Origin of the sequence: Enterobacter sp. Tr-810 (assembly GCF_011752765.1) — a bacterium.
Lineage (GTDB): Bacteria > Pseudomonadota > Gammaproteobacteria > Enterobacterales > Enterobacteriaceae > Enterobacter > Enterobacter soli.
Window position 1 is genome coordinate 473,923 of the sequence record NZ_VWWW01000001.1, and the last position, 23,663, is coordinate 497,585.

28 protein-coding genes and 1 pseudogene are annotated in these 23,663 nt (G+C 51.8%); 11 read left to right on the forward strand and 18 right to left on the reverse strand.

Features of this window, described 5'->3' with window-relative positions; all coding sequences use genetic code 11:
- The first annotated feature begins 162 nt into the window (after window positions 1-162).
- From yedE to uspF, 3 genes are all read left to right on the forward strand, one after another.
- A complete protein-coding gene (gene yedE, locus F3J30_RS02245; RefSeq protein ID WP_166715531.1) occupies window positions 163-1,374 on the forward strand; it encodes a selenium metabolism membrane protein YedE/FdhT in 1,212 nt (403 codons plus the stop codon).
- Window positions 1,371-1,604, forward strand: coding sequence for a sulfurtransferase-like selenium metabolism protein YedF (gene yedF / locus F3J30_RS02250; RefSeq protein WP_166715534.1), 234 nt, complete (start codon window positions 1,371-1,373; stop codon window positions 1,602-1,604). The genes yedE and yedF overlap by 4 nt, the downstream gene beginning before the upstream one ends.
- Window positions 1,605-1,752: 148 nt before the next feature.
- Window positions 1,753-2,187 carry a universal stress protein UspF gene (gene uspF / locus F3J30_RS02255; RefSeq protein WP_166715537.1) on the forward strand — a complete coding sequence of 145 codons (435 nt, stop codon included), beginning with the start codon at window positions 1,753-1,755 and terminating at the stop codon, window positions 2,185-2,187.
- A gap of 55 nt (window positions 2,188-2,242) precedes the next feature.
- Here the strand turns inward: uspF and ompW are convergent, their stop codons facing one another.
- Window positions 2,243-2,878, reverse strand: a complete 636-nt coding sequence (gene ompW, locus F3J30_RS02260) for an outer membrane protein OmpW (protein ID WP_014070521.1) — start codon at window positions 2,876-2,878, stop codon at window positions 2,243-2,245.
- A 278-nt stretch (window positions 2,879-3,156) separates the two neighbouring features.
- Between ompW and F3J30_RS22585 the strand changes: the two are divergent.
- The 4 genes and pseudogenes from F3J30_RS22585 to yciA all read left to right on the forward strand — a co-directional run.
- A pseudogene (locus F3J30_RS22585) lies at window positions 3,157-3,330 on the forward strand (YkgJ family cysteine cluster protein); the annotation flags it as partial.
- 25 nt (window positions 3,331-3,355) lie between these two features.
- A complete protein-coding gene (locus tag F3J30_RS02265) occupies window positions 3,356-4,099 on the forward strand; it encodes a YciC family protein (protein WP_014070522.1) in 744 nt (247 codons plus the stop codon).
- A gap of 57 nt (window positions 4,100-4,156) precedes the next feature.
- Entirely contained in the window at window positions 4,157-4,696 is a 540-nt protein-coding gene (locus F3J30_RS02270) for a septation protein A (protein ID WP_014070523.1), read from the forward strand.
- A gap of 104 nt (window positions 4,697-4,800) precedes the next feature.
- Entirely contained in the window at window positions 4,801-5,196 is a 396-nt protein-coding gene (gene yciA, locus F3J30_RS02275) for an acyl-CoA thioester hydrolase YciA (RefSeq protein WP_014070524.1), read from the forward strand.
- Between the two features lie 39 nt (window positions 5,197-5,235).
- Here yciA and tonB read toward each other — a convergent pair whose 3' ends face one another.
- On the reverse strand, window positions 5,236-5,961 hold the full coding sequence (gene tonB, locus F3J30_RS02280) for a TonB system transport protein TonB (protein ID WP_166715539.1): 726 nt from the start codon (window positions 5,959-5,961) through the stop codon (window positions 5,236-5,238).
- 221 nt (window positions 5,962-6,182) lie between these two features.
- On the opposite strand from tonB, the gene F3J30_RS02285 reads away from it, so the two are divergent.
- The gene (locus F3J30_RS02285; protein WP_166715541.1) at window positions 6,183-6,479 is read left to right on the forward strand and encodes a YciI family protein; all 297 of its coding nucleotides are present in this window, start codon (window positions 6,183-6,185) and stop codon (window positions 6,477-6,479) included.
- 31 nt (window positions 6,480-6,510) lie between these two features.
- Here the strand turns inward: F3J30_RS02285 and F3J30_RS02290 are convergent, their stop codons facing one another.
- Window positions 6,511-7,287, reverse strand: coding sequence for an SDR family oxidoreductase (locus F3J30_RS02290; protein WP_166715543.1), 777 nt, complete (start codon window positions 7,285-7,287; stop codon window positions 6,511-6,513).
- Window positions 7,288-7,464: 177 nt separating this feature from the next.
- On the opposite strand from F3J30_RS02290, the gene F3J30_RS02295 reads away from it, so the two are divergent.
- Window positions 7,465-8,376, forward strand: a complete 912-nt coding sequence (locus F3J30_RS02295) for a LysR substrate-binding domain-containing protein (protein ID WP_166715545.1) — start codon at window positions 7,465-7,467, stop codon at window positions 8,374-8,376.
- Window positions 8,377-8,649: 273 nt separating this feature from the next.
- Window positions 8,650-9,327, forward strand: coding sequence for a type A chloramphenicol O-acetyltransferase (catA, locus tag F3J30_RS02300; RefSeq protein ID WP_166715547.1), 678 nt, complete (start codon window positions 8,650-8,652; stop codon window positions 9,325-9,327).
- Window positions 9,328-9,514: 187 nt separating this feature from the next.
- Here catA and F3J30_RS02305 read toward each other — a convergent pair whose 3' ends face one another.
- The 15 genes from F3J30_RS02305 to F3J30_RS02375 form a co-directional block, all read right to left on the reverse strand.
- Entirely contained in the window at window positions 9,515-10,522 is a 1,008-nt protein-coding gene (locus F3J30_RS02305; protein ID WP_166715549.1) for a hypothetical protein, read from the reverse strand.
- Window positions 10,523-10,905: 383 nt separating this feature from the next.
- Window positions 10,906-11,127, reverse strand: a complete 222-nt coding sequence (locus F3J30_RS02310; RefSeq protein ID WP_166715551.1) for a DNA-binding transcriptional regulator — start codon at window positions 11,125-11,127, stop codon at window positions 10,906-10,908.
- Between the two features lie 76 nt (window positions 11,128-11,203).
- Window positions 11,204-12,373 carry a phage late control D family protein gene (locus F3J30_RS02315; protein ID WP_166715553.1) on the reverse strand — a complete coding sequence of 390 codons (1,170 nt, stop codon included), beginning with the start codon at window positions 12,371-12,373 and terminating at the stop codon, window positions 11,204-11,206.
- Window positions 12,370-12,834: a phage tail protein gene (locus F3J30_RS02320; RefSeq protein ID WP_166715556.1), complete on the reverse strand. Its 465-nt coding sequence runs from the start codon at window positions 12,832-12,834 to the stop codon at window positions 12,370-12,372. Before F3J30_RS02320 ends, F3J30_RS02315 begins: the two co-directional genes overlap by 4 nt.
- A gap of 10 nt (window positions 12,835-12,844) precedes the next feature.
- Window positions 12,845-15,295, reverse strand: coding sequence for a phage tail tape measure protein (locus tag F3J30_RS02325; protein WP_166715558.1), 2,451 nt, complete (start codon window positions 15,293-15,295; stop codon window positions 12,845-12,847).
- Window positions 15,285-15,407: a GpE family phage tail protein gene (locus F3J30_RS02330; RefSeq protein ID WP_006175769.1), complete on the reverse strand. Its 123-nt coding sequence runs from the start codon at window positions 15,405-15,407 to the stop codon at window positions 15,285-15,287. Before F3J30_RS02330 ends, F3J30_RS02325 begins: the two co-directional genes overlap by 11 nt.
- A gap of 32 nt (window positions 15,408-15,439) precedes the next feature.
- Window positions 15,440-15,733 (reverse strand): phage tail assembly protein, encoded by a 294-nt coding sequence (locus F3J30_RS02335; protein ID WP_166715560.1) that lies wholly within the window; start codon window positions 15,731-15,733, stop codon window positions 15,440-15,442.
- Window positions 15,734-15,789: 56 nt separating this feature from the next.
- Window positions 15,790-16,308 carry a phage major tail tube protein gene (locus F3J30_RS02340; RefSeq protein ID WP_166715563.1) on the reverse strand — a complete coding sequence of 173 codons (519 nt, stop codon included), beginning with the start codon at window positions 16,306-16,308 and terminating at the stop codon, window positions 15,790-15,792.
- Window positions 16,309-16,320: 12 nt separating this feature from the next.
- Window positions 16,321-17,514, reverse strand: coding sequence for a phage tail sheath protein (locus F3J30_RS02345; protein ID WP_023333467.1), 1,194 nt, complete (start codon window positions 17,512-17,514; stop codon window positions 16,321-16,323).
- A 123-nt stretch (window positions 17,515-17,637) separates the two neighbouring features.
- Window positions 17,638-18,060, reverse strand: coding sequence for a tail fiber assembly protein (locus F3J30_RS02350; RefSeq protein WP_166715565.1), 423 nt, complete (start codon window positions 18,058-18,060; stop codon window positions 17,638-17,640).
- 3 nt (window positions 18,061-18,063) lie between these two features.
- A complete protein-coding gene (locus F3J30_RS02355; RefSeq protein ID WP_166715567.1) occupies window positions 18,064-20,049 on the reverse strand; it encodes a tail fiber protein in 1,986 nt (661 codons plus the stop codon).
- Between the two features lie 12 nt (window positions 20,050-20,061).
- The gene (locus F3J30_RS02360; RefSeq protein ID WP_166715570.1) at window positions 20,062-20,592 is read right to left on the reverse strand and encodes a phage tail protein I; all 531 of its coding nucleotides are present in this window, start codon (window positions 20,590-20,592) and stop codon (window positions 20,062-20,064) included.
- A complete protein-coding gene (locus F3J30_RS02365; RefSeq protein WP_166715572.1) occupies window positions 20,585-21,493 on the reverse strand; it encodes a baseplate assembly protein in 909 nt (302 codons plus the stop codon). The genes F3J30_RS02360 and F3J30_RS02365 overlap by 8 nt, the downstream gene beginning before the upstream one ends.
- 5 nt (window positions 21,494-21,498) lie before the next feature.
- The gene (locus F3J30_RS02370) at window positions 21,499-21,849 is read right to left on the reverse strand and encodes a GPW/gp25 family protein (protein WP_166715574.1); all 351 of its coding nucleotides are present in this window, start codon (window positions 21,847-21,849) and stop codon (window positions 21,499-21,501) included.
- The gene (locus tag F3J30_RS02375; RefSeq protein ID WP_166715576.1) at window positions 21,846-22,481 is read right to left on the reverse strand and encodes a phage baseplate assembly protein V; all 636 of its coding nucleotides are present in this window, start codon (window positions 22,479-22,481) and stop codon (window positions 21,846-21,848) included. The genes F3J30_RS02370 and F3J30_RS02375 overlap by 4 nt, the downstream gene beginning before the upstream one ends.
- Before the next feature lie 90 nt (window positions 22,482-22,571).
- Between F3J30_RS02375 and F3J30_RS02380 the strand changes: the two genes are divergently transcribed.
- Window positions 22,572-23,654 (forward strand): hypothetical protein, encoded by a 1,083-nt coding sequence (locus F3J30_RS02380; protein ID WP_166715579.1) that lies wholly within the window; start codon window positions 22,572-22,574, stop codon window positions 23,652-23,654.
- Window positions 23,655-23,663: the final 9 nt, after the last annotated feature.

The window sequence follows — 23,663 nt, forward strand, 5'->3', positions numbered from 1 at the left end:
TGTATATCGCTTTCCTACTGAGCATGAACTTTTGATGACTGAGGTCATTAAAATGGCAGGTATTCTGGAGAAATGGTTGGGAGAGGTTTTTGAGAAAGCGCAAAAGCTCTATATTCCAGCCCGTTAAATCCACATACACCTTCTGAGTTCAGAGGCATCATCATGACATGGCATCAATTCAAACAGACTTACCTGGTTAAGTTCTGGTCACCGGTTCCGGCGGTTATCGCCGCGGGCATTCTTTCTACCTACTATTTCGGGATCACCGGCACCTTCTGGGCGGTAACGGGTGAGTTTACCCGTTGGGGTGGGCAATTATTACAGCTTGCGGGCGTGCATACCGAAGAGTGGGGCTATTTTAAGCTGATTCATCTGGACGGTACGCCTCTGACCCGTATCGACGGGATGATGATTATCGGCATGTTCGGGGGCTGTTTTGCCGCTGCGCTGTGGGCAAACAACGTAAAGCTACGAATGCCGAAAAGCCGGATCCGCATTATGCAGGCCGTCGCGGGCGGTATTATCGCCGGCTTCGGCGCGCGCCTGGCGATGGGCTGTAACCTGGCCGCTTTCTTTACCGGTATTCCACAGTTTTCACTTCACGCCTGGTTCTTTGCCGTGGCAACGGCCATTGGCTCTTACTTTGGCGCGCGCTTTACTCTACTGCCCTTCTTCCGCATTCCGGTGAAAATGACCAAAGTCAGTGCCGCCTCGCCGCTGACGCAAAAACCCGATCAGGCGCGCCGTCGCTTTCGACTCGGGATGCTGGTCTTTTTCGCCATGCTGGCCTGGGGATTATGCACTGCGCTTAACCAGCCGAAACTGGGCCTGGCAATGCTGTTCGGCGTTGGCTTTGGCTTACTGATAGAACGTGCGCAGATCTGCTTTACCTCTGCGTTTCGCGATATGTGGATAACCGGCCGTACGATGATGGCAAAAGCCATTATTGCCGGGATGGCGGTCAGTGCGATCGGTATTTTCAGCTACGTGCAACTCGGCGTTGAACCGAAAATCATGTGGGCTGGCCCCAATGCGGTGATCGGCGGTTTGCTGTTTGGTTTCGGAATTGTGCTGGCCGGTGGATGTGAAACGGGCTGGATGTATCGTGCGGTAGAAGGCCAGGTGCATTACTGGTGGGTTGGGCTGGGCAACGTGATTGGCTCTACGGTGCTGGCGTACTTCTGGGATGATTTATCCCCGGTACTGGCAACCAACTGGGACAAGGTTAACCTGCTGAATACCTTCGGCCCGCTCGGCGGTCTGCTGGTGACCTACGCCCTGCTGCTGATTGCATTTCTGCTGGTTGTCGCCCAGGAAAAGCGCTTCTTTCGCCGTACAGCCACTAAAACTCAAACCCAGGAGAATATCGCATGAAAGAGATTGTGCCTGACTACCGCCTGGATATGGTGGGCGAGCCTTGCCCTTATCCGGCGGTCGCCACGCTTGAGGCCCTGCCTCAGCTTAAGAAGGGGGAAATTCTGGAAGTGGTGAGCGATTGTCCGCAATCCATTAACAACATCCCTCTGGATGCCAGAAACCACGGATATACGGTGCTGGATATCCAGCAGGATGGGCCAACCATTCGCTATCTGATTCAGAAATAATCCCGTCGCGCCCCGTTCAGGGGCGCACTGACCTGTTCCAGTCATCACCTGAAAAACGCCCTGGCTCCCATTTTGCGCGCGAATCTCGCCGGTGATGTTTCACCGGGGCTAAACTTAAAGCGGACAAAAAACAAACAGGAGGTGCGGTATGTTCCATTCTATTTTGGTGCCTATTGATATTTCCGAAAGCCGCCTGACTCATCAGGTGATCCCCTATGTTCAGGCGAACGCAGCAATCGACAACGCCAGCGTGCATTTTCTGACGGTTATCCCGTCTTTACCTTATTACTCGTCACTGGGGCTGGCTTATTCGATTGAAACGCCGAAACTGGCGGAGATACAGCAGCACGCGTTAGCGAAACTGGATGAGGTGGTTAAACAGTTCAACTTGCCCGCAGACAAAGTGCATACCCATGCCATTTCTGGCTCACCTAAAGATCAGATACTGAAACTGGCGGATTCAATCCGTGCTGATTTGATTATTATTGCCTCTCATCGCCCTGACATTTCGACCTACCTTTTAGGGTCAAATGCGGCGGTTGTTGTGCGTCACGCCACCTGTCCGGTGCTGGTTGTTCGATGAAGTGCTGTGCTGCAAAGCGTAAATCAACCACCTGCCAGGCAGGTGGTTGTGATACTCAGAAACGATAACCCGCCGAGAACATAAAGACCCACGGATCCAGACGGGTACTAACGCTCTGCTGTTCGCCGCCCGCTTTAAAGCGCACGTCCGTATCGATATCCATATACCAGACGGACATATTGATCAGCCAGTCACGGTTAATCAGGTAATCCAGCCCGGCCTGTCCCGCCACACCCCAGGAATCTTTCAGGCTGAGATCGGAAAGGCCCGCATCTTTACCGGTATCGTTAAATTTCTCATTAAAGAACGTTGTGTAGTTTACGCCCGCGCCAATATAAGGGCGCACCTTGCTACTGGAGTCGCCAAAATACCATTGCGCCATTAAGGTTGGCGGTAACAGATTAACCGTGGCGATATTACCGGTAGGCCCGGTGCCAACGTGATGACGGAATGGCGTTGCGGCTAACAGTTCTACCCCGATATTGTCGGTCGCCATATAGGTAAACGTCAGGCCCAACTGGGTGTTGTTACTGACGTTAAACCCACCCAGTTTACCCAACACATTATCGGAACCTTCCGTTGGTCGAACCGTTGCCGAACCTGCGCGAATAAAGAATTCGCCTGCTTCATGCGCATACGCGCCGCCAGAGATACTGCTTAAGATAAGGGCTGCCACCGCTAATTTTTTCATATCCGCTCCATCGTTGTGGTTTTATTTCGGAGCAGAATATACTCACAAATGAGTAATAAGTGATCTAACACAGATCACATAAAAACCAGTAATTTAACATTCATTGATCTGAGTTAATTTTTCATAACTAATCAGAAAGGGGTAACACGCTTCCAAGTCAATTTTTGCCATTCCTCAGTGACACAATATTCTGCTTTCCCCCTCTTGCTCTCTTTTCTGCAGCTGGATAGTTTAGCTATCTCAGCATTTGATTTGATGCGTTCTAATGTGCAGGTATGCCGACACCCTGCCGGGAAAGTTCAATGTCGAGGGTGGATGGGAAGGTCAAAGAGGCCTGTAATCGGGCGAAGGCACGCTACGGATTACCTCTGCTTTACAAAGATATGCTTTTCCATACAAGGCTTGATGCTGCCACCGCAGTCTTATCCGGTGTACAATTGCCGGCTAATTAACACCTGCAATACTCAAGGAGAGTGCATGTCTATCACGGCGAAGTCTGTCTACCGTGACACGGGGAATTTTTTCCGCAATCAGTTCATTACCTTTTTACTGATAGCGTTGCTATGCGCATTTATCACGGTGGTGCTTGGCCATGCGTTTTCACCCAGTGATGACCAGATTGCAAGCCTGAGTCAGGGTGACAATCTTGCAGGCAGCGTGGGCTTATTTGAGCTGGTGCAAAACATGACTCCCGAACAGCAGCAAATCCTGCTGCGGGCTTCTGCGGCATCAACCTTCTCCGGCCTGATTGGCAACGCCGTTCTGGCCGGCGGGGTTCTGCTGATGATCCAACTGGTGTCTGCGGGACAGCGTGTTAGCGCCCTGCGCGCTATCGGCGCCAGCGCACCCGTTTTACCGAAGCTGTTCATCCTTATCTTTTTAACCACGATGCTGGTTCAGATTGGCATTATGCTGGTTGTTGTGCCTGGCGTACTTCTGGCGATTGTTCTTTCCTTCGCACCGGTGATGGTTGTGCAGGATAAAATGGGAATATTCGTCGCTATGCGCAGCAGCATAAAACTGGCATGGTCTAATATGCGCCTGGTGGCTCCAGCGGTAATCGGCTGGTTGCTGGCCAAAACGCTTCTGCTGCTGTTCGCACCAAACTTTGCCGTACTCACGCCAAACGTTGGCGCGGTAGTGGCGAATACGCTGAGCAACCTGATATCAGCGGTATTGCTGGTCTACCTGTTCCGCCTGTATATGTTAATTCGTCAGTAATCCTGATGGCCGGGTATGTCGCTGTACCCGGCTCAACGAAGAAGATGGAATCACAGAATGAAGCAGTTTCTTGATTTTTTACCCCTTGTCGTGTTTTTCGCGTTTTATAAGCTTTACGACATTTATGCCGCCACAACGGCGTTGATCGTCGCGACCGCTATCGTGCTTATCTACAGCTGGGTGCGTTATCGCAAAGTTGAGAAAATGGCGTTGATCACGTTCGTTCTGGTCGCCGTGTTTGGCGGGTTAACCCTGTTCTTCCATAACGATGAGTTTATTAAATGGAAGGTTACGGTCATTTATGCCCTGTTTGCCGGCGCGCTGCTGATCAGCCAGTGGGTCATGAAAAAGCCGTTGATCCAGCGTATGTTGGGTAAAGAGCTGACGCTCCCGCAGGAAGTATGGTCACGACTGAATATCGCCTGGGCGGTGTTCTTCATCCTTTGTGGCCTGGCCAATATCTACATCGCCTTCTGGCTGCCACAGAATATCTGGGTCAACTTCAAAGTCTTCGGGCTGACCGCACTGACGCTTATTTTTACGCTCTTAAGCGGTGTTTATATTTACCGCCACATGCCTCAGGACGATAAGCACTGACAGTTTTTACCAGAACGCTCACCCCACGGGCGTTCTGGTCTATTCTCACCAGCCGAAAATCATAGTAGCATCCCGCCTGAAGTCTTCAGTTACGAGTTAAAACAATGACAACAAATGACGCCCCTCAGGGCGAAATGGTATTACGCACACTGGCAATGCCCGCCGACACCAATGCCAATGGCGATATTTTTGGTGGATGGTTGATGGCACAAATGGACATGGGCGGCGCGATCCTGGCAAAAGAGATTGCTCACGGGCGCGTGGTAACCGTTCGGGTTGACGGAATGACGTTCCTGCGCCCGGTTGCCGTGGGCGATGTCGTCTGCTGTTATGCGCGCTGCGTGAAGCGCGGGAACAGTTCAATTTCGATCAACATTGAAGTGTGGGTGAAAAAAGTCTCTTCCGAGCCTATCGGTCAGCGTTATAAAGCTACCGAAGCGCTGTTTATTTATGTGGCAGTTGATAGCCAAGGGAAACCCCGCCAGCTACCTGCAATTTAATGCCAGTCAAAAAAAAGCCTCCGATACGGAGGCTTTTTTTTATTCCATTTTCGCCCCGCCGTTCAGGCGGAACACAATATTCACAATCAATCCGCTGCCCGGTTTACCCGGTTCGTAACGCCACTGACGCATGGCGGTTTTCACTTCACGTTCGAACATGTTTGAAGGCTGCGCAGATAAGACTTCGATGTTATCAAGGCGGCCATCTGGCGTAACGTCAAACTTCACACGAACACGCCCTTCAATGCGCAATGCCCAGGCACGCTGCGGATACTGCGGCTGGTTGCGGCTCAATGCGCGCGGGCCTGCTGGCGCGGCTGGCGTTGGTTTTGCTACCGCTGGCGTGTTGTTGACCACGGCACGCGTTGGTGCAGCGTTTTCAACCGGCTGCGTGGTACGCGTCTCAACAGGGCGTTCTTCACGTTTTGGACGCTCTTCAACCTTTTTCACCGGCTTTGGCTTCGGCTTGGGTTTAGGTTTCGGCTCAGGCTTGTGGATCACCACCGGCGCTTCTTTCGGCGGCTCCGGGACAACTTCTGGCTCTGGCTCGGGTTCCGGCTCAGCAACCGGTTGTGGCGGCGGCGTAACGACCTGCGGCTCAAGCTCCGCAGGCGTTACCATGGTCACAGAAATAGGCTGCGCGGGCGCTGGCATTTCAATAACCTGATGAACCGAGGTGTAGAGCAGACCCGCCACAACAGCACCGTGAATAACGACAGAAAGCAACGTCGGCCAGGGAAAGCGGCGAGGTAAATCTAGGGTCATCGAAGTCATAATCATCAGAGTTAAAAAACCAGACCCTGATTTTAAATGCAAATAGCAATCATATTCAATAAGACACTTTATCTTCGCGCGATTTAAGCGCATAAGAGGCCAAAAAAGGCGCATTCAGATCAGGGTTTTAACATTGCTGTTATCTTTACATTGCAGTCAATTGTGCTTTCACATAACGTAATTGCCACTTTTACTGGTTAAGGAGCTCCGCCGTGCTTTATGTGATTTATGCAGAAGATGTAGCTGATTCCCTGGAAAAACGCCTTTCTGTACGCCCTGCCCATCTGGCGCGTTTACAGCTGTTACACGATGAAGGTCGCTTATTGACCGCAGGCCCAATGCCCGCGGTAGACAGCAACGATCCTGGCGCGGCAGGTTTCACCGGTTCAACCGTTATTGCGGAGTTCGAATCCCTTGAAGCCGCCAAAGCCTGGGCTGACGCTGACCCGTATGTGGCCGCTGGCGTTTACGCAAAAGTCACCGTGCGTCCGTTTAAGAAAGTGTTCTGATGCACCAAAGGCTCCAAAAGGAGCCTTTTAATTATGCGTTTCGACCTGCCATAACACCACCATCGACATCCCAGATGGCTCCGGTCACCCAGCCTGCTTTATCTGAGAGCAGGAAAGCAACGGTTTCAGCGACATCCTCTGGCGTCCCTACCCGACCAATCGGATGGAAACTGTCGAAGCTGTTCATCACCGCTTTAACATCGTCCTTAGGGATAAATCCTTCATAAATTGGCGTATGTACCACCGCAGGTGAGACAGCGTTAACCCGAATACCGTTACCACCGAGTTCAATCGCCAGGTTTTTCGTCAGCGCATGAAGCCCTGCCTTCGCCATAGAATAGGCCGATGACGGCGTCGCGCCGATAGCCTGCTGCGCCCACATAGAGCCAATATTTACCACAGCGCCTTTAATACCGGCATCGATCATATTGCGCACAACATCGCGGGTGATGAAAAAGGTGGCCCGGTTGATACTCATATACATGTCGTAATCGGGCAGCTCATGTTCGGTAAAGGGTTTCGGAAAGAAGACACCCGCAGCATTCACCAACAGGCTGATATCTTTATGCTCGGCGTTGAGCTTATCAACCACGTGTTTCATACCTGATTCGGTCATCAGATCTGCCACGATAATTGAAACGTTGCCCGCCGTTGAAAGCGCCTGGCGGGCCTGCTCGGCTTTATCCTGGCGATTACCCACCAGCACCACACTGCCACCGCCTTGCAGAACACGCTTCGCGGTTTCAAACCCCATACCGCTTGTCCCGCCGACAACTAACAGTTTTTTACCGGAAAAAGATGCGTTCATCGCTCACCTCTTTGAAATCAATTGAATGGTATTGATGAGACGCGTTAGGCCTCATCGGGTGAGGCCAGAATGCCAGTACGGCGCGATACTGACGACTGAGAAGAAATTGCCCTCCAAGAAAGAAAATCTTTGTCGATGACGTATACTAACGGGAAAACTGATTACCAGGAATCATACATGCGATCCCTTAACCGACTGAAATGGCTACATGCTTTTGAAGCGACTGCGCGTCATGGCAGCTTTACCGGCGCAGCTCAGGAAATGGGAGTAACGCCAGCCGCCGTAGGTCAGCTTGTTCGTTCCCTGGAGGACTGGGTCGGCCATCCACTTCTGCACCGTACACGCAGTGGCAAAGAGCGCCTGACGCTGGTTGATGAAGCCCGTGATGCGCTACAGGACATCACACAGGGGCTGGATAAACTGGAAATGGGGCTGAACAAACTGCGCGGTCGCCGGGCCCGTTCAGTTGTGGTGATTACGGCGTCTCAGGTGCTGGTGATGAACTGGCTCATGGAGCGTTTAAATCGTTTCTCGGAAACCCATGAGCACATCGACCTGCGTCTGAACGTGACAGAGAAACTGATGGATGTCTCACACGGCGAGGCCGATATTGGCGTCCGTTGTGGTCTGGGAGACTGGCAAGGTGTCGACAAAACCTGGCTGATGGATGAAGAGGCGATCCTCGTGTGCAGCCCGCGTCTTGTGCCCCCCGAAAAAGTTGCCTGTCGCGACTGGCTTGCCACACAAAAACTCATTCATGACGACACGCCCCACCCCGGCGCGGACTTCCCCTCCTGGGATGATGTGCTGAAGGCTGTCAATGCGCCTGCGGCACAGGAAAGCGGCCTGCACATCAACTCAACCTCGGCGGTGATTTTATCGGCGCTAAGTGGCCGTGGCGTCGCGATTGTCCGCCATGCGCTGGTAAAACAGCTGATTGAAACCGGCCAGCTTGTCCAACTGCATCCCGCCCATCGCTGGCCGCTAAAATGGTCTTATTATGTCGTCACACCGCAACACGCCGTAATGCGCGGTGAGGTTAAAATTTTTCATGACTGGCTTGTGCAGGACGTGCTTTCCGGCGGGTGAAGAAAAACCTCACACAGGCGCTAATTTTCGACGTCTGCCTGGCTTGGGAAATCTACGACATTCGCTTGTCAGGCAAACATCTGTAGATTACGCAATCCACTTTTATTATCTTAAAAATTAAATAGTTAACACCACTTCCTTCCTGTATAAGGATGCGCTAATCTCGCAATCTCGTTTACGTTCAAAACGGCTCATGACCTTTAGGGTAACATCATTCATGAGAAATAATTTAGGCTAACATTTGATGTGTTATTGCTAATCAAAGGGTAAGAAATGAAAAAAATAATCCCGGAATATACCCCTGTTGACTTATCACGTTGGGCCAGGAAGGAACATTTTGAAGTATTTCAGGGCTTTGCTCAAAGTACTATTAACCAGACGGTACTGATAGACATTACTGCCCTGCTTAAAAATATCAAACAAGCTGGCTGGAAATTTTACCCTACGGTGATTTTCCTCCTGTCTAAAATCGTCAACAGCCATACCGAATTCCGTATGGCGATGAAAAACAATGAGTTAGTTATCTGGAATGAAGTACATCCAAACTATACGATTTTCCATAATGAAACGGAGACTTTTTCGTCTTTATGGAGCCACTACGATGGCAATATTCATCACTTCCAGAACGTTTATTCAGAAGACATGGCACGCTATGGCGATAACCTTGCATACTGGCCAAAGGAAGAGTCGCGGGAGAACATATTTTTCGTCTCGGCCATTCCCTGGGTAACATTTACCAGTTTTAATATCACCGTTGCTGACATGAAAAACTTTTTCGCCCCGATGTTTACGCTGGGAAAATACTACGAACAAAACGGAAAAGTATTGCTCCCAGTCGCCCTGCAGATTCACCATTCCGTGTGCGATGGTTTCCATATGGCACGACTGTTCAATGAGTTACAAGAGATGTGTGATGATTTGCCAGGTCAGTTAGAGGGAGTTAATGGTTGATGTGGCAGAGGTTAAAAAGGCTCCCTCAGGAGCTTTTTAAAATACTTCAACACATTGAAATAAAAGGATTTATTTCAGTTCACGCCCACAGATTGACCACATCGATATGAGAAGCCCCGCAATGCGGGGCTTGAAGTGTCAATTTTGTAATGCACATCCTACGTAAGCAGTAAAAATTATGAATTGCTTATTTTTTTATTACTTCAACAAATTTGGAGAAAGAAGATACAGCATTGTTAATAACTTCATTATCTAACTTGCCACGTTCAATCTCCACTGTTGTCTGGCCTTTGTTTAAAATAAAGTTCCTCTCTGTTTTAGAAAACTCACAGACGACATCACTAATTAACTCCGTACTTTTACTCCGCAAGCAAATATCTAGTGAGATAAATTTCATCTCGACGTTAGTTAACTCGTTTTGGAAATATTTGATTTCAGAAAGACCAGATTTATAGAGTTTCAGAAAGAAAAAAGAAAAGACCTCAATGAATAGACTAAGAGTTATTCTAGGCGCTAGATGAGCTATTAACGTTTCGCTCGGTAATTTCAACTCAAGATTTAATACTGTATTGGCAAGTATTCCAACCGCAACAATAGTTGTTAATACGCCTATTACAAGATTGACATTCCCTCGACGGCCTAGTGCTGCAATTTCTCCTCTAAGCCTTAATCTTGTACCATCTAATTGCTCGCGAACTCTATTTAATTGATTATCGGCCTTAATACTCTCAGAATATTTAAGTTCAATTTCTTTCATTAAAGCACTTGATGATTCAGAAAGTATATTACTTCTTAAACCCTCAAGTATTTCTTGCCGTTCATCTGAAGTTATTTGATATTTTTCTTCCTTTAACGATTTAAGGATATCTTCCAAGGCATGGATTTTTTTCTTAGTCTCTTCTAGTTCACTCTTGGATGTTTGAGAGTGAACTAACTCATTCCGTAAAACTTTTAATTCATCCATTAAAAGGCTATTTTCTGCGGATTGATATTTGTCACCCTTCAAATAATTAAGTAACAGGATCGCGACACCGTACCCAATAAGTGAAACCGAGAATAAAAATGTTATTCGATCACTCACATAAAAATATTTACTTAAATCATATCTTATAGAATAAATACCAACACCGGCAAATAATAAAGCGTATCCCAAAGGGTTTAGTCTACTTATCATACGAATCAAAGAACTAGGCATTACACTCTAACCTCACGTGGTCACCATTAATTTCTAAATTTCACAGAAAGATAAACCCGCATAATTTATATCGAGTTAAGTCTTTAGTTACAAACTGTAAATAAAGTAACCTTTAAATGGCTTTTTATCAACAAATAACTTTTTATAAGGTCATTGCCCTTGTGGTTTTGCGCTCAAATTTGAAACAACGATTTTCGCAAAAAGTTTAATCGGTCCTAAAGCCTTAGTTGTAACAGTTAAGTAGTTAACTTCTCGTTTTGCCCTTATCCAAGATATGTATCTTCCCATAATACAAATTTACACGAAATTATAATCGATATACAAAACATCACTCCATGTTTTTATATAAGTAAAAGGCCCGCGCTTGCGGGGCTTTCTTTTTGTCACTGCCAGTGAATTTGTTGCTGACCGGATAATGTCGGGTGCGGTGCCGCTGGTACTACTACTCCCGGCGATACGATAAAGCGCTCAACCGTCTCAGTGGTGACAAACGTGCAACTGCAATTGATGTTTGTGCACTGATGATAGCGCTCTTTGGTCGTGTCGGAAAAATAGCGACTTGTGCGAGCGTGGGCAGCGTAATGGCATTTTGGGCAGTGGAACATGGCGAGCACCTCAGAACGTTTTTGATGCGCTAATTTTAACCATTAAACCCTTACATATCAATTATATAAACACACCTTATTGTGTTATCTCTTCGCTTTCGTACTCCACATCCGAAACCTTAACCTCAAGCTCTAAGCCCGTCGTGTAGCCGTTCCCGTTGAGGTTATGCACCACCCGGCTGATTATCCACGCCTGTTCATCTATAACGCGCTTAAAGCCTTTCACCGCAACCGGCGTTTCAGGAAATAAATCCGCACGGCCAAACGCCAGCGAGATTGAAAACTCCGCAACTCCGCGCTGTATTTTGTCCCACTTCGCCTGAGCGGCGCGCATGGCCTGCGCCTTTGTCGCATAAATGGTTGTCAGCTCCAGCACATTGTCAGACTCACCGGCCATGTACTCACCCTCGCGCGCTTCCTGCTCTTTTTTGGCTTTGGTTTTGGTCGTGGTTTTGGCCGATTTCGGGTGCTGCAGCGCGCGCAGGTGCTGCACCTTCGGCTTACGCTGCAGTTTCACTTTTTGCTTTTGCGGTTTCGGGTCTTTGGTGTGCAGCCATTTCGCCGTCACGCCGGTGTATGCCTCCCGGTCGGCAATGGCGAACTGATGCCGGTCGCCGTCGCCGCGCTCGACCGTCATTTGTGGGATAGATTTGCCGCTGGCCGTCATCGCGCTACCGGCTTTGAGGAATAGTAGTTTTCCCGCTTTTACCGAGACCGTTGCACCGTTGCGGTCAGCCAGACGGGACAAAAAAACCGCGTCTGATTCCTGCGTCTGGTCGATGTGAGGGACGGGGATCGCTTTCAGCGTGTCGGCCACGCTGGCGGTCAGTTTGTTGCGCGCCGCGATGGTCTCCACTATGACCCCGAGCGTGGTGTCATGCCATGACTGTTCCCGGCGTGAGTTCAGCGTTCCTCGAAAATCAGCACTGCGCCCCCGGATGGTCAGCGTATCAGGCGCGCCACGATGTTCGATTTCGTCGACCGTGAAAATCCCCTTATTCAGCAAGGCTGAGCCCTGCCAGCCTAACCACAGCGTCAGCTTTGCACCACGCGGCGGCAGCTCGACCAGCCCGTCGGTATCATCGAGCTCGATATCGAGCTGGTCAGCCTCAAACCCGCGATTATCCGTCATCGTCAGACTGATAAGCCGGTCGCTGAAATTCTGCGTGATGTCGTCACCATCCAGCGTGAGCATAAACGCCGGGGCAATGAGCGCCCCGGCCTGTACTTTCATTCCGGTAATCATCCTGCCAGCCCTCCCAGCCAGTTACCGGCAGACGTCACCAGATTGTCGGCCTGCGTTTTCAGGTCGCCGTAGATAGCGGCGAGTGACTCATCGACCCGCTTTAGCGACAGGCTAAACTCGATTTTTCTGGCCGCGCCGTCGCTGAATAATTCGCTGTGCGTGTGGGTCACTTTGTCGATGACATACATGCCGTGGATCATGCCAGTTCCGTCAATCAGCGGCCACGCCCTGCCCTCGTCGGCTATCAGTTCGATAGCCGTCAGCGACAGGCGACCGCCGGTGATTTCAGGGTACAGCACACCCGACAGCGTGCGTGAGGTTTCCCCCTCCCCGAGAAACTGATAAGCCGGTGGTTTGCCGACGCGGTCGTTTGACGCCCAGCGGTAATCCTTCGAATACTGCATCGACTGATGCGGCAGCGTGCGGTGCTCAAACACGAATAAACCCAGTACCATTAACATGCTTTAGCCCTCATTCGTCGTGGCGCATACTTGAGCGCTGACGCGCCCTTTTTTTCCGGTCTAATGTCTCGACGGCGTCACTTAGCTGTCGCTCAAGGTCGCTACCCGGCGCAACGCCACCCTGCAGGGTGATGTGATACTCGCTTTTGCTCTGGTCGACATAAGACCGGCCAGCAGGTGCGGTCACAGGCTGATAAGCCTGATAACCACCATAGGCAGACGTTGCCGGGATATAAGACCCATTTTGTGCACCGGCTGCTGCACTGGCTTTCGCTGCAGTCTGGTCGAGGTCGCCCGACTCTTTTTTGATAACCCCGAGTTTCTCCAGCAGCCAGCCGACCTTACTGCTCAGGCTGTTAAAGATATTGAGTGGAGCCATCAGGGCATCAGCCAGCGCCTGACCGAACGCCACCCCGACATTTTTGCAGCGGTCGAGCGTTTCCTGCGTTGCCTTAACCGGCGCAATCAGGTCAGTGAACCACTGCCAGACACCGCGCAATTTTTCGATGATGGAATCAAACACCGGCGCGAGTGGGGCAAAGATTTCCGCCACCGGTGCAAAGGCAGCTTTAAGCCCCTCCACCACCCCCGAAAAGAATGCGCTGATGGGCTCCCAGTATTTACGTATCAGCAGCGCCCCTGCCACAAATGCCGCAACCACGGCCACAACCGGCCAGGTGATAGCACCGAGGACAGAGACAATGGCCGTGCCCATTGCGGCCAGATTTGTTCCAAGAATACCGGCAGCGGCGATAATCATGTTGATACCCGTTACTACCGGCCACGCTATCAGACCAATACCCCCGAGCACCCCAATCAGCGCCATCCCACCGGCGACAAGGTTAAACAGGGTTTGCGTAAGCTCAGGGTTAGCTTTCGCCCAGGCGGCGACCTTGCCGAGCCACTCAGTCGCGGAAACCGTCAGGCGGCGCAGTGCTGAATCCTCTTTTTCGAAAACCTCAATCTGCAGGTCTTCCCATGCCGACTGCAGGTTTTTCAGGTCGCCGTCGAGGTTATCGGTCTGGATTTTCGCAATGCGCTCAGTTGTGCCTTTCGAGTCACGGATTTGCTGGCGCTTATTATCGAGCGAGCCATCACCGGCAGCGGCGACCAGCTTAATCGCCCCCTTCATGGCTTCCTCGCCGAAAATCACTTTCAGATATTCGCCCTGCTCAGCCGTTCCGAGCTTATTTTTCACGAAGGACTTATTAATATCTTTGAGGATTTTCTCGACCGGCAGCATGTTCCCTTTGCTGTCGCGGGTTTTCACGCCCAACTCTGCAATGGCGTCCACGGCTTTACCCATCGGTGCCTGCAGGCGGTTGAAAATGGCACTCGCCCCCGTACCGGCCATCGAGCCCTTTATCCCGTTATCAGCCAGAATGCCGAGCATGGCGGTCGTGTTTTCAATGCTCGCCCCTGCGGCCTCCGCGATAGGCGCGACATACTTCATCGCCTCGCCCAGCTCGACAAGGCCGGTATTGGATGACGTAAAACCTTTGGTCATCACATCCGCGACCCGCTCAATCTCCGTGGTCGGCAGGTTAAAGGCCGACTGCATATTGGTGATAATGTCGGCGGCTTCGGCGATATCCACGTCAGCCGCGAGGCTCAGGTTTACGGTTGACCCGGTCGCGGCCAGCACGTCATCGGCGTTATAGCCTGAGCGTGCGAGCGTGGTCTGCGTGCGTGCCACGTCACCCGGTGAAAAGGCGGTTGTCGCACCGATATCGCGCGCCTGCTGGCGGATGGCCGCGAGCTTGTCATCCCCTTTATCGAGACCGAGGATCGCCTGCGTGCCTGACATCTGTTTATCAAAACCGATGCCCGGTGCAATAAAGCGCGATGCACCATACAGCCCGGCGGTCGCCACCCCGACACCCACCATACCGGCATTACGCGCACCGGCGGCGAGCTGTTGCCCGGATTCATAGCGACGTTTAACCGCGCTGAGTCTGGCCTGTTGCTGGCTGACGCGCGCCAGCGCATCACGTTGCCGGTTAAGCTGCGCGGTCGTCTCGCTGATGCTTGATTTCAGACGGCGCTCATCCGCCGACAGCGTGCGGGTGTTTATCCCGGCCTGCGCAAGCTCGGTTCGCTGGCGCTGTACCGACTGCCTGAGCCCGTTATATTTGAGCTGCAGGTCAGCAGCGGATTTCTTTGCCGCCTCCATCGCGCGCGCCTGCGCATTCGTGGGGTTTTCCGTGTTTTTAAACTGGACGGCCAGCGCAGCGGCCTCCTGTTTCGCTTTGTTAAGCGACTGACCGGTCACGGCAAGCTGTGCGCTCGCTTTCCTGAATCCGTCAATTCGGGACGCCTGCGCATTGAGATCGCGCAGGCTGGTTTGTGAAGTGCGGATGTCGCCAGCAAGGGATTTGCTGGCGGTCTGGATAGCTTTAAGCGGTCGGCTTGCCCGGTCTACTGCGTTAAGCAGCACCTCAAGTCTGACGTTATTGCTCATGGTGGTTTCCGCTTCGCTGCAGCGCCTTGTCGCGCCATGTGATGAGCTCGGTCACGCTCAGGGAATACAGCTCTGATGGCGGCCAGTGAAAAATCACTGCGATATCCGCCATCAGGTCATCGACCGACAGGTTGTCGGGAAATTTCAGCGAGCCGAAGATGGCGACAAAAAACCGACCACCTTACCAGCAAATAAAATCAGGTCTGATGCTTCCAGACGTGTGACTTCATGCTCGGTGAGTGCCGGATAAGTCATGCGCGGCAGCACCTTAATCAGCGCGTCGACATCAGAGTTTGCCAGTGCGGCGAGACTCACACCGCGCAGGGTTCCCGCATTGGGTTTAAACACGGTCACCTGTTCGATTTTTTGCTCACCGCGCATGACGGGATTATCGAGGATCACAATGTTCGGGTTTTCAGTTTCGGTGATGTTTTCCATGATGTTGCTCTCTTCAAAGTTGGATGACCGGCCAGCCTGGCTGACCGGTTAAGGGGTTACAGGCCGATGGCCTTACGGTGTTCTGCCAGACGGTCGACGCCATCGACTTTCAGCACCATGTTGATGACGTCAATCTCGATGACCTCTTTGCCGTCAATCGTGAGCTGGTAGTAAGCGCACTCGGTCGACATTTTGGTCGAGCCGCTTTCCCCCTGTTTATTTTCGCCGCCGTCGTACTCTTTGTGACGGCCACGCATGACCACCTCAACGGCGGAAATCGCGCCGGTGTCATCGCGCTGATAAGAGCCGGTGAAACGCAGCGGCACGCTATCCGCGCCCGGTGACGCGTACTGCGCCCACAACTCGACATCAGGCAGACCGCCGAGCGTCCATTCCAGCGACAGCGCATCGTCATCGAGACCGAGGTCAATCGACACCGAGCCCGGCATCCCGCCACCCCGGTATTTTTCGAGCTTACGGGTCAGCTTTGGCAGGGTGACGGATTCAACAACGCCCATATAGCTGAGGCCGTCGTTAAACATATTCAGGTATTTCAGTTTGCGTGGTAGTGCCATGCTCCGGGCTCCTTAGCTGTTAACCGACTCTGACAGGTTCGCCAGATAGGTATCAGTGATGCGCTGGCGCAGGGTCAGGTTTTCCAGCGGCGGTACGGGGGTGTAGTCGTAATCGATATACAGTTTCCCCACTTTCAGCGTTTCCACGCTGTTTGATTCCGGGTCGTACCAGCACGTACCGTCAACGATATAGCCGTTGTTTTTCAGCTCGCGGAATTTGGCATTGATACCGGCGACGATGTCGCGGATAAGCGTTGCGGTGACGGGTTTATCCATCGCCCACGCGTGCGCTTCCGCCATCGTGTCGGCCAGCACCTGCGCGGTGCGGGTGTAGTTCTCAAACACGAATAACGGATCGTCTGAGCAGGTGCGGTTGCCCCAGAATTTAAAGCCGTCGTTGCGGATAAGTGTTGTCACACCGGCCTGATTGAGCAGGTTGGCGTCGGTGGCCTGTTCCTGCAAATCCCATGAGACCGAGGCACTGACACCGGTGACGCCATTCACGCCGACGTTGGACAGCGTTTTGTGCCAGCCAATTGTCTGGTCGATTTTGGCGCGCAGGCCGAGCGCGCGGGCGGTCGCCCATGCAATATCGGTTTCATTCGCCGTGGTGTCCCACGCCAGAAAATCAGGGTGAATGACCATCAGCTCACGCTGGCTGAAATTCTCGCGATAGGCCATCGCTTCTGAAATGGTCTTGCAGTCCCACGCGCTGATATAGCCAAATGCGCGCAGGCTCTGACAGGTCGACGCGAGCGCGGTCGCCACTTCCTGAGAATCCAGCCCCGGCACACCGAGAATGCGCGGCTTAACGCCGGTGACGGTTTTTGCGGTTAACAGCGCTTTCAGCCCGGTATATTTGCCGTTTTCGTCTGTCGTGCCGATGATGTTGGAAATGGTTTGTTTTTGCGCCGCCTCCGGGTCTTCCGGGTCTTCGACACCTTCGGGAACGCGCACCACCACAATGACCGGTTTGCACTGGTCAGCGATGGCCTGCAGGGATTTTGCCAGCGTCCCTTTTGTACCGGCTTTCCCGATTGCAGTTTGTACACTGGTAATCAGCACCGGCTCGTTAAGCGGGAATGTCTTTGCGTCAGCATCGCTGGCCGTGCAGACCATGCCGATGATGGCCGTCGAGACCGTGGAAATGGTGCGCGTGCCATCGTTAATCTCGATGACCTCGACGCCGTGATGATAGTCGCCCATCCGTTAAACTCCGTGGTGAAGTGGAGCAACTATTTTCTGTTGTGTGCAGTCTGGGAGCGATTCAATGCCGTTGGTGGAGGGATAACACAACAAACAAAAAGCCCTCCGGGTGGAGGGCTCAGGTCAGGTGGGTAATTCAGGCCATTCTATCGATGGCGCAGCGCTGATATCGAGTCGGCTCAGCATGACCCGGTAACGCTTCCAGCGCAAAAGCGTTTCCGCCTCCTCTTCGGTGGCAATATCGAGCTCACTCGCATCTTCCAGCGGCAAAATAACCGCGCTTGCCGATGCCATCAGCGTCGCTCTTGTCTCTTCTGCCTGGCTGATTAACTCTTCCGTTGTTGGTGGAGGCTGGTCAGCCAGAACCGGCTGACCGTATTCATTAGCCGTCACGTTCTTTCCGTCGCCCTGCTTTCTGACCAGATACTCATGCCAGTTCTCAGAAATTTCTACCGCATCAGCAGGCCATGTCCCCGCCTCTTCATACGATCCTTTCCAGAGGTCAGAATAAAACCCATTGGTTGCCGCGCTAAAATACATAGTCATGTCTTATTTTCCCATTGCGATCCACATTACCGTCTCAGTACCACCGCCAGCGATTCGCAAATTCCACCCGGTATTATCAACACTGTAAGGCTGCATTGCTGCACCGTTGCCGGTTTCATTGTTTCGGGTTGGCACAACCCCATAACATTTGGTCGGGAATGCAAACGGGAAGGTCACCCGGCCACTGTTCCCGACGTTTGCAGTCTGCCCCATCATGGTGATGACACCCGTCGCCGTATTTTTCCACCACAGGACGTTTCCGCTAACCCCGGAGGTATCAGGCGCACCATAACTGCCCTTTGGCTGGAATGTGGCATCAGCTAACGTTTTTGTGTAATAGCGCGCATCAAAGTTGGCATAATTAGCCAGAGCCAGCTTATTTATGGTCGCGTCACCCGTTGCGAGATTAATCGCAAAAGGACGCAGGCTGCTGTAACCCCCGTACTGGTCACCTGAGTTAGTCAACATCAAATACAGGTTTGAGCCATCATTGCGCCAGAACGTGCCAAAATTGCCGCTTACGATTCTGTAATTATTTTGAGAGGTAGATTGAAACTCTGCTGAGCTACGAAGCGTGCCAGTGATATTCAGGTTTCCGGCAAGCTTAATAAAACGCCCGTCAAAGTTTGCATAATCGCCGGGAATAATTTGCCCTTTCATCTGTAACAGGCCATTCCGGGTATTGATAAACCCGGTCATTCCCGTTTCATCTCCGGCAGAATCTGGCAGCGTGCAATAAAAACCGATACCGTACCATGATTTAAAAATCATATTGGCACTGGTAAAACTTGCCGCATCACTACCGGGATAAATCCCTGTGGTTCCACTGCGTATATTCAACCCACCGCTGAATGCGACTTCTTTTTTGAACGTTCCGCCATTCTCAGCAGAAACCGCATCGACTTCACTGGCGGTCGGCTTATGGCCTTCATGGTAAATATAACTCCCGCTATATTTCAGAACGCCATCATGACCAAGCTGAAGATATTTATTAGAAGTGCCGTTCTGGATATAAACATCGGTATTGCCCACACCAAAGGTAATAGACCCCAGCGTGGTTTTGACACCACTGCTCCCCGTCAACCACCCCCCGGCGATGGGAAAACGCGTGTTCGCATTATCATTCGCCGCCTTAACCGCTTTCGGTGTTGCTGCAAGCACCTCAGACGTGCTGTCGGTTGCACTGCTGAGCTGGACAATACCCTTTTTCGCCGTGGTAGCGTCCTGAGCCGTATATTTCCCGTCAGCAATGTCTCGCACCGCCTTAACCGCTTTCGGTGTCGCTGCGAGCGTCTCAGACGTGCTGTCGGTCGCACTGCTGAGCTGGACGATACCCTTTTTCGCCGTGGTGGCGTCCTGAGCGGTATATTTCCCGTCAGCAATGTCTCGCACTGCCTTAACCGCTTTCGGTGTCGCTGCGAGCGTCTCAGACGTGCTGTCGGTCGCACTGCTTAACTGAGTGAAACCCTTTGCGGTGAGCGAGGCGTCGGGGTGGCGGCGTGACTGTTCATGCTCCGCGAGCTTATCATCGACATAATCCTGCGTAGCCATCACCAGCGTGGTATCGATTGTCAGTTCGACTGACCCGATATCACTCACCATAATGACCATTCGTAGGGTTTGCGCACGTCCTGACCCTTCCGCCAGTTCTGGCTTGTAGCTTTCGGCCATATTGCCGACCGCAATCAGCGTGCCGGTGTCGTCATAAAGCCCCATTTCCCGCAGCCAGAAACCGCCAGTTTCCGGGGGGATGACCAGCTCAGCCACGACATAATTTTTATGTTTATTGTCCTGGCTGACTTTGTTCAGGGTATGACGCCAGACCTCACGCACCAGTTTTGTCTGGCTGGCGTTCGGGGTCGGCAGCGTTCCGCCACCGTCACCGACGGCCATCGCTGTAAAATTCACCTTTTTCCCGTTCGGGACGGTTGCTGCGGCCAGTTTTTCCGCACCGGCTTTGGTGATGACCGTTTTATATTTCACTGTCATTTTTATGCTCACTTATCCGGGGTAAACCGTGATGATGTCGCCGTCATAGGTCAGGGATCCGGTGTACAGATAGCCCGGAATATCCTGAATAATGGTGAGGCCGATAAGATGGCGGCTGGCTGGCTTTGCATCCGCAATAAGCCGCTCCATTTCGAAATACATTTCCTCAGTGATGCCGGTTTCAAGCACCCCGATATCAAGCCGAAACGTGCCGGGCGGGTCATTAGCTTCCCACCACTCAGTAACGTTAATCAGGTAGCCGAGCGGCTCCACCACACGGCGCACCGCCCCAATCGTCCCTTTGTGCTCATGGATAAACCGCGCCGCGCGGATCACCTCCCGTTTGGTGGCTTCCGGCCAGTTCTCATCCCACCGGTCGACAGAAAACGCCCACGCCAGCCACGGCAGCAAATTTGCCGGGCAGTCGTCAGCGCTCCAGAGTCGGCGCAGTGGGATTGGCGCTTTTTCAATGTCAGCGCAGGCACGCGCCGCCGCCACCTCAAGCGGCGACGAGCCCACCGGCAACAGGCGGGTATCATTCATCGTTACCCCCGATGGTGACGCTGTACTCGCTGCACCATGACGCCTGCGTGTCATCGAGCACGATGTCAGCTACCGGTTCGGCCAGCTCGACACGCTGCACCCCCTCGACATGGAGCGCGGCATAAATGGCTGATTTACGGATATCACGCCCGAGCCGGTGCTGTGCGGTGATATACGCCTGCAGCTTTGTTTTCGCGGCACTGAGCACCGGCTCACTTTCGGGGCCAGGGTAAAGGTAAAGCGATGCGGTGATTTTATAGTCGACAATGCTTGCCGACTGCACGGTCACGCGGTCAGCGACCGGCCTCACGTCCTCATCGTTCAGGGCAGTACGCACGATGGCAAGCAACTCGTCAGAGGCCACGCCGTTATTTTCGCGGGACAGCACCGAGACCGTCACACACGCGGGCTCTGGACTGATAACAGAAATATCCGCGACACGCCCGTCGGCGCTGCGGCCATGAAACTGATATGCACCGGTTGAACCTGCGGTGCTCAGACCTTCCGGGGCTTGCTGGATGCGCAGACGATAATCGGTGTCCGACTCCATTTCGGCAGGCGTCGGGGGTAAAGTGGTGTCATCAGCAGGGGTAATCACAAGGCGCTCGACTCTGGCGTTTGCCCCTAACTGGTCGAGGTCTGCACCGGCGGCATAAGCCAGCATCACCGCACGCGCGGCCTCGTTGACACGTTGTCGCCAGATAACTTCCCGATAGGCGTTTTCCTGCAACAGCTTCACAATCGGCTCAGATTCAAGCGTCAGCGTGCGCGCAATCGCTTCCTGCTGGTCTTCGGGGTAAAGCGAGACGAACGTCGCTTTACGTTCTGCGAGGATGGTTTCATAGTCCAGCTCTTCCACGACATCCGGCGCGGCGAGCTGGCTCAGGTCAACAATTGCCATAGCGTTTAACTCAGTGGAATGGTGATGGAAAACGGCTGGCCCGATGTCGAGCGCGTGCCGGTGATATCGACATACAGCCCGCCGTCGGCGTCTGACCGTTCAAAGGTGATGGTTGTCAGGCTGACGCGCGGCTCCCACTTCTGGAGCGCGGAATAACACGCGGCCATAATCTGCAGACGCAGTGCCGGGGTCTGCGGCTGGTCAATCAACGCTGATAACAGCGAGCCGTATTCCCGGCGCATGACGCGCGATCCAACCGGCGTGACCAGAATGTCGCGCACGCTTTGCCTGATATGCTCGACCTCAGAGATACTGAGCCCGGTCTGGCTGTTCATACCCAGATAACGCACCGTCATTTAATACCCTCCGTCCAGCTTCCGCCCCGTTCGACGCCGCCGTGGTCGTGGTCATCCACCTGCACCCCGTTCGAGGTTAGTTTCCCGCCGGTGTGAGTGATATTCCCTTTCATCGTTCCGCCCTTCTGCACTTCGAGCGAGCCGGTTATCAGCTTGTTGGTGCACACCACCTCGGGTGTATCGAGCGTGATACGGGTTGCCGCTTTCACCAGCACCACCGGCACGGTGGCCGTAATAGAATCCGACGCGGTCACGTCGGCGGTTTTGATACCTGTCACGGTAAGCGCCCCGCTTTCGGGTTCGTACTCGATGACCGCCCCGTCAGGAAAGGCAACGTGAAACGCATCAGGTGAGGACGACGGCGCGGGATGGTCATCAGAGAAGATGCCCGGCAGCACAAAAGCCGTGTCGAGCTCGCCGCCTATAGCGAGCAAAAGCACCTGCTCACCGACCGAGGGAGCCCACCACACCCGCGAGCGACCGGCGCGACAGGTGAGCCAGTTCAGCCAGGTGGTTTGCATTCCTCCGGTCTGGACACGGCACAACCCCTCAACGAGGTCGACGTCGGAGATATAGCCAAGGCGTAGTATGTTGCGTACTTGCCTGAGAATTTCATTGAGTTGTGTCTTCATAATTGCATAATGAATTGAACCCCATGAAAGTTAAACTTGCCCTTGTTGGGGTAGTAACCATACAACACACCACAGAAAATAGAGGAAAGGATGACAAGGAATTATTTTGATGACGAGACAATGAAAGAATCCTTTCAGGTATATATTAATGAACTCTCCACTCTAAAACTGGAGACCAATTTTGAAAAAAAAAGGCACAAAACACTCTCAAAATTGCTTAAAAGTTTTATTTCTCAGTGTGTCGAATGGGATGCCAGAACAGAGCACTCAATAGAAAACAAAGGCAGGCAACTTGGGTTCAGCATAAGCGCTTGCCATATGACAAACCATGAAATAGACAAGACGCTTGCTATTTGCTTTGAGTTTGCTCTCGAAGCCGAGATGTTTGACAGCTATCTTAATGACCACATAACACTTGAATTTAAAGACTTCTGCATAGATTACATTGACGAATTAGATCCTTCAGCAAAACAATCCATACAAAGAAGTTTAATGGTAATGCCAAGTAGAATTGTAAGACGGTTATCAGTAGCTCAAGATGTTAAAATATGCCGCGACTTTATAGAAAACGTCAGCAAATCCGAGAGCATGATACTTAAATGGAAAAAAGATATAGAAGAGAAGGAAAGTAGAGTTCAGAAATTGAATGATGCTATTTTAAGGCAAGAGGCAGACTTCAATTTCGTTGGGTTATACGATGGATTCTTTAGGTTGGGAGAACTTAAAAAAATCGAAATGCGCTGGGCAAAAAATATACTAATTGGCATTAGCATACTAATGCCAATCCCTTTGATACTCGAAATGGCATATATGTTACTTTCAAAAGACACACATCCAATCACTGCTCAATTATACAAACTAATCCCTGTAGCCTCAATCACTCTTATATTTATCTATTATTTTAAAGTTGCCATAAGCAACTACAATTCGATCAAAGCACAACAGGTGCAAATTGAGCTAAGGAAAAGCTTATGTTGTTTCATTCAAAGCTACGCCGAATACGCAAAAGAAATCAAAGGCGAAAACAATTATCTCTTAAGAAAATTTGAAGATATTATATTTTCAAACATAATGGCATCCGAAGAAAAAATGCCGTCAACATTTGATGGAATAACTCAAATAGCATCACTTATAAACAGCCTCAAACAAACAGCAACAAATAAACAGCCATAACTAACATTT

Coding starts and splice junctions, on each gene's coding strand:
- yedE (WP_166715531.1), top strand. CDS start 163: ATGACATGGCATCAATTCAAACAGACTTACCTGGTTAAGTTCTGGTCA.
- yedF (WP_166715534.1), top strand. CDS start 1,371: ATGAAAGAGATTGTGCCTGACTACCGCCTGGATATGGTGGGCGAGCCT.
- uspF (WP_166715537.1), top strand. CDS start 1,753: ATGTTCCATTCTATTTTGGTGCCTATTGATATTTCCGAAAGCCGCCTG.
- ompW (WP_014070521.1), bottom strand. CDS start 2,878: ATGAAAAAATTAGCGGTGGCAGCCCTTATCTTAAGCAGTATCTCTGGC.
- F3J30_RS02265 (WP_014070522.1), top strand. CDS start 3,356: ATGTCTATCACGGCGAAGTCTGTCTACCGTGACACGGGGAATTTTTTC.
- F3J30_RS02270 (WP_014070523.1), top strand. CDS start 4,157: ATGAAGCAGTTTCTTGATTTTTTACCCCTTGTCGTGTTTTTCGCGTTT.
- yciA (WP_014070524.1), top strand. CDS start 4,801: ATGACAACAAATGACGCCCCTCAGGGCGAAATGGTATTACGCACACTG.
- tonB (WP_166715539.1), bottom strand. CDS start 5,961: ATGACCCTAGATTTACCTCGCCGCTTTCCCTGGCCGACGTTGCTTTCT.
- F3J30_RS02290 (WP_166715543.1), bottom strand. CDS start 7,287: ATGAACGCATCTTTTTCCGGTAAAAAACTGTTAGTTGTCGGCGGGACA.
- F3J30_RS02295 (WP_166715545.1), top strand. CDS start 7,465: ATGCGATCCCTTAACCGACTGAAATGGCTACATGCTTTTGAAGCGACT.
- catA (WP_166715547.1), top strand. CDS start 8,650: ATGAAAAAAATAATCCCGGAATATACCCCTGTTGACTTATCACGTTGG.
- F3J30_RS02305 (WP_166715549.1), bottom strand. CDS start 10,522: ATGCCTAGTTCTTTGATTCGTATGATAAGTAGACTAAACCCTTTGGGA.
- F3J30_RS02310 (WP_166715551.1), bottom strand. CDS start 11,127: ATGTTCCACTGCCCAAAATGCCATTACGCTGCCCACGCTCGCACAAGT.
- F3J30_RS02315 (WP_166715553.1), bottom strand. CDS start 12,373: ATGATTACCGGAATGAAAGTACAGGCCGGGGCGCTCATTGCCCCGGCG.
- F3J30_RS02320 (WP_166715556.1), bottom strand. CDS start 12,834: ATGTTAATGGTACTGGGTTTATTCGTGTTTGAGCACCGCACGCTGCCG.
- F3J30_RS02325 (WP_166715558.1), bottom strand. CDS start 15,295: ATGAGCAATAACGTCAGACTTGAGGTGCTGCTTAACGCAGTAGACCGG.
- F3J30_RS02330 (WP_006175769.1), bottom strand. CDS start 15,407: ATGGCGGATATCGCAGTGATTTTTCACTGGCCGCCATCAGAGCTGTAT.
- F3J30_RS02335 (WP_166715560.1), bottom strand. CDS start 15,733: ATGGAAAACATCACCGAAACTGAAAACCCGAACATTGTGATCCTCGAT.
- F3J30_RS02340 (WP_166715563.1), bottom strand. CDS start 16,308: ATGGCACTACCACGCAAACTGAAATACCTGAATATGTTTAACGACGGC.
- F3J30_RS02345 (WP_023333467.1), bottom strand. CDS start 17,514: ATGGGCGACTATCATCACGGCGTCGAGGTCATCGAGATTAACGATGGC.
- F3J30_RS02350 (WP_166715565.1), bottom strand. CDS start 18,060: ATGACTATGTATTTTAGCGCGGCAACCAATGGGTTTTATTCTGACCTC.
- F3J30_RS02355 (WP_166715567.1), bottom strand. CDS start 20,049: ATGACAGTGAAATATAAAACGGTCATCACCAAAGCCGGTGCGGAAAAA.
- F3J30_RS02360 (WP_166715570.1), bottom strand. CDS start 20,592: ATGAATGATACCCGCCTGTTGCCGGTGGGCTCGTCGCCGCTTGAGGTG.
- F3J30_RS02365 (WP_166715572.1), bottom strand. CDS start 21,493: ATGGCAATTGTTGACCTGAGCCAGCTCGCCGCGCCGGATGTCGTGGAA.
- F3J30_RS02370 (WP_166715574.1), bottom strand. CDS start 21,849: ATGACGGTGCGTTATCTGGGTATGAACAGCCAGACCGGGCTCAGTATC.
- F3J30_RS02375 (WP_166715576.1), bottom strand. CDS start 22,481: ATGAAGACACAACTCAATGAAATTCTCAGGCAAGTACGCAACATACTA.
- F3J30_RS02380 (WP_166715579.1), top strand. CDS start 22,572: ATGACAAGGAATTATTTTGATGACGAGACAATGAAAGAATCCTTTCAG.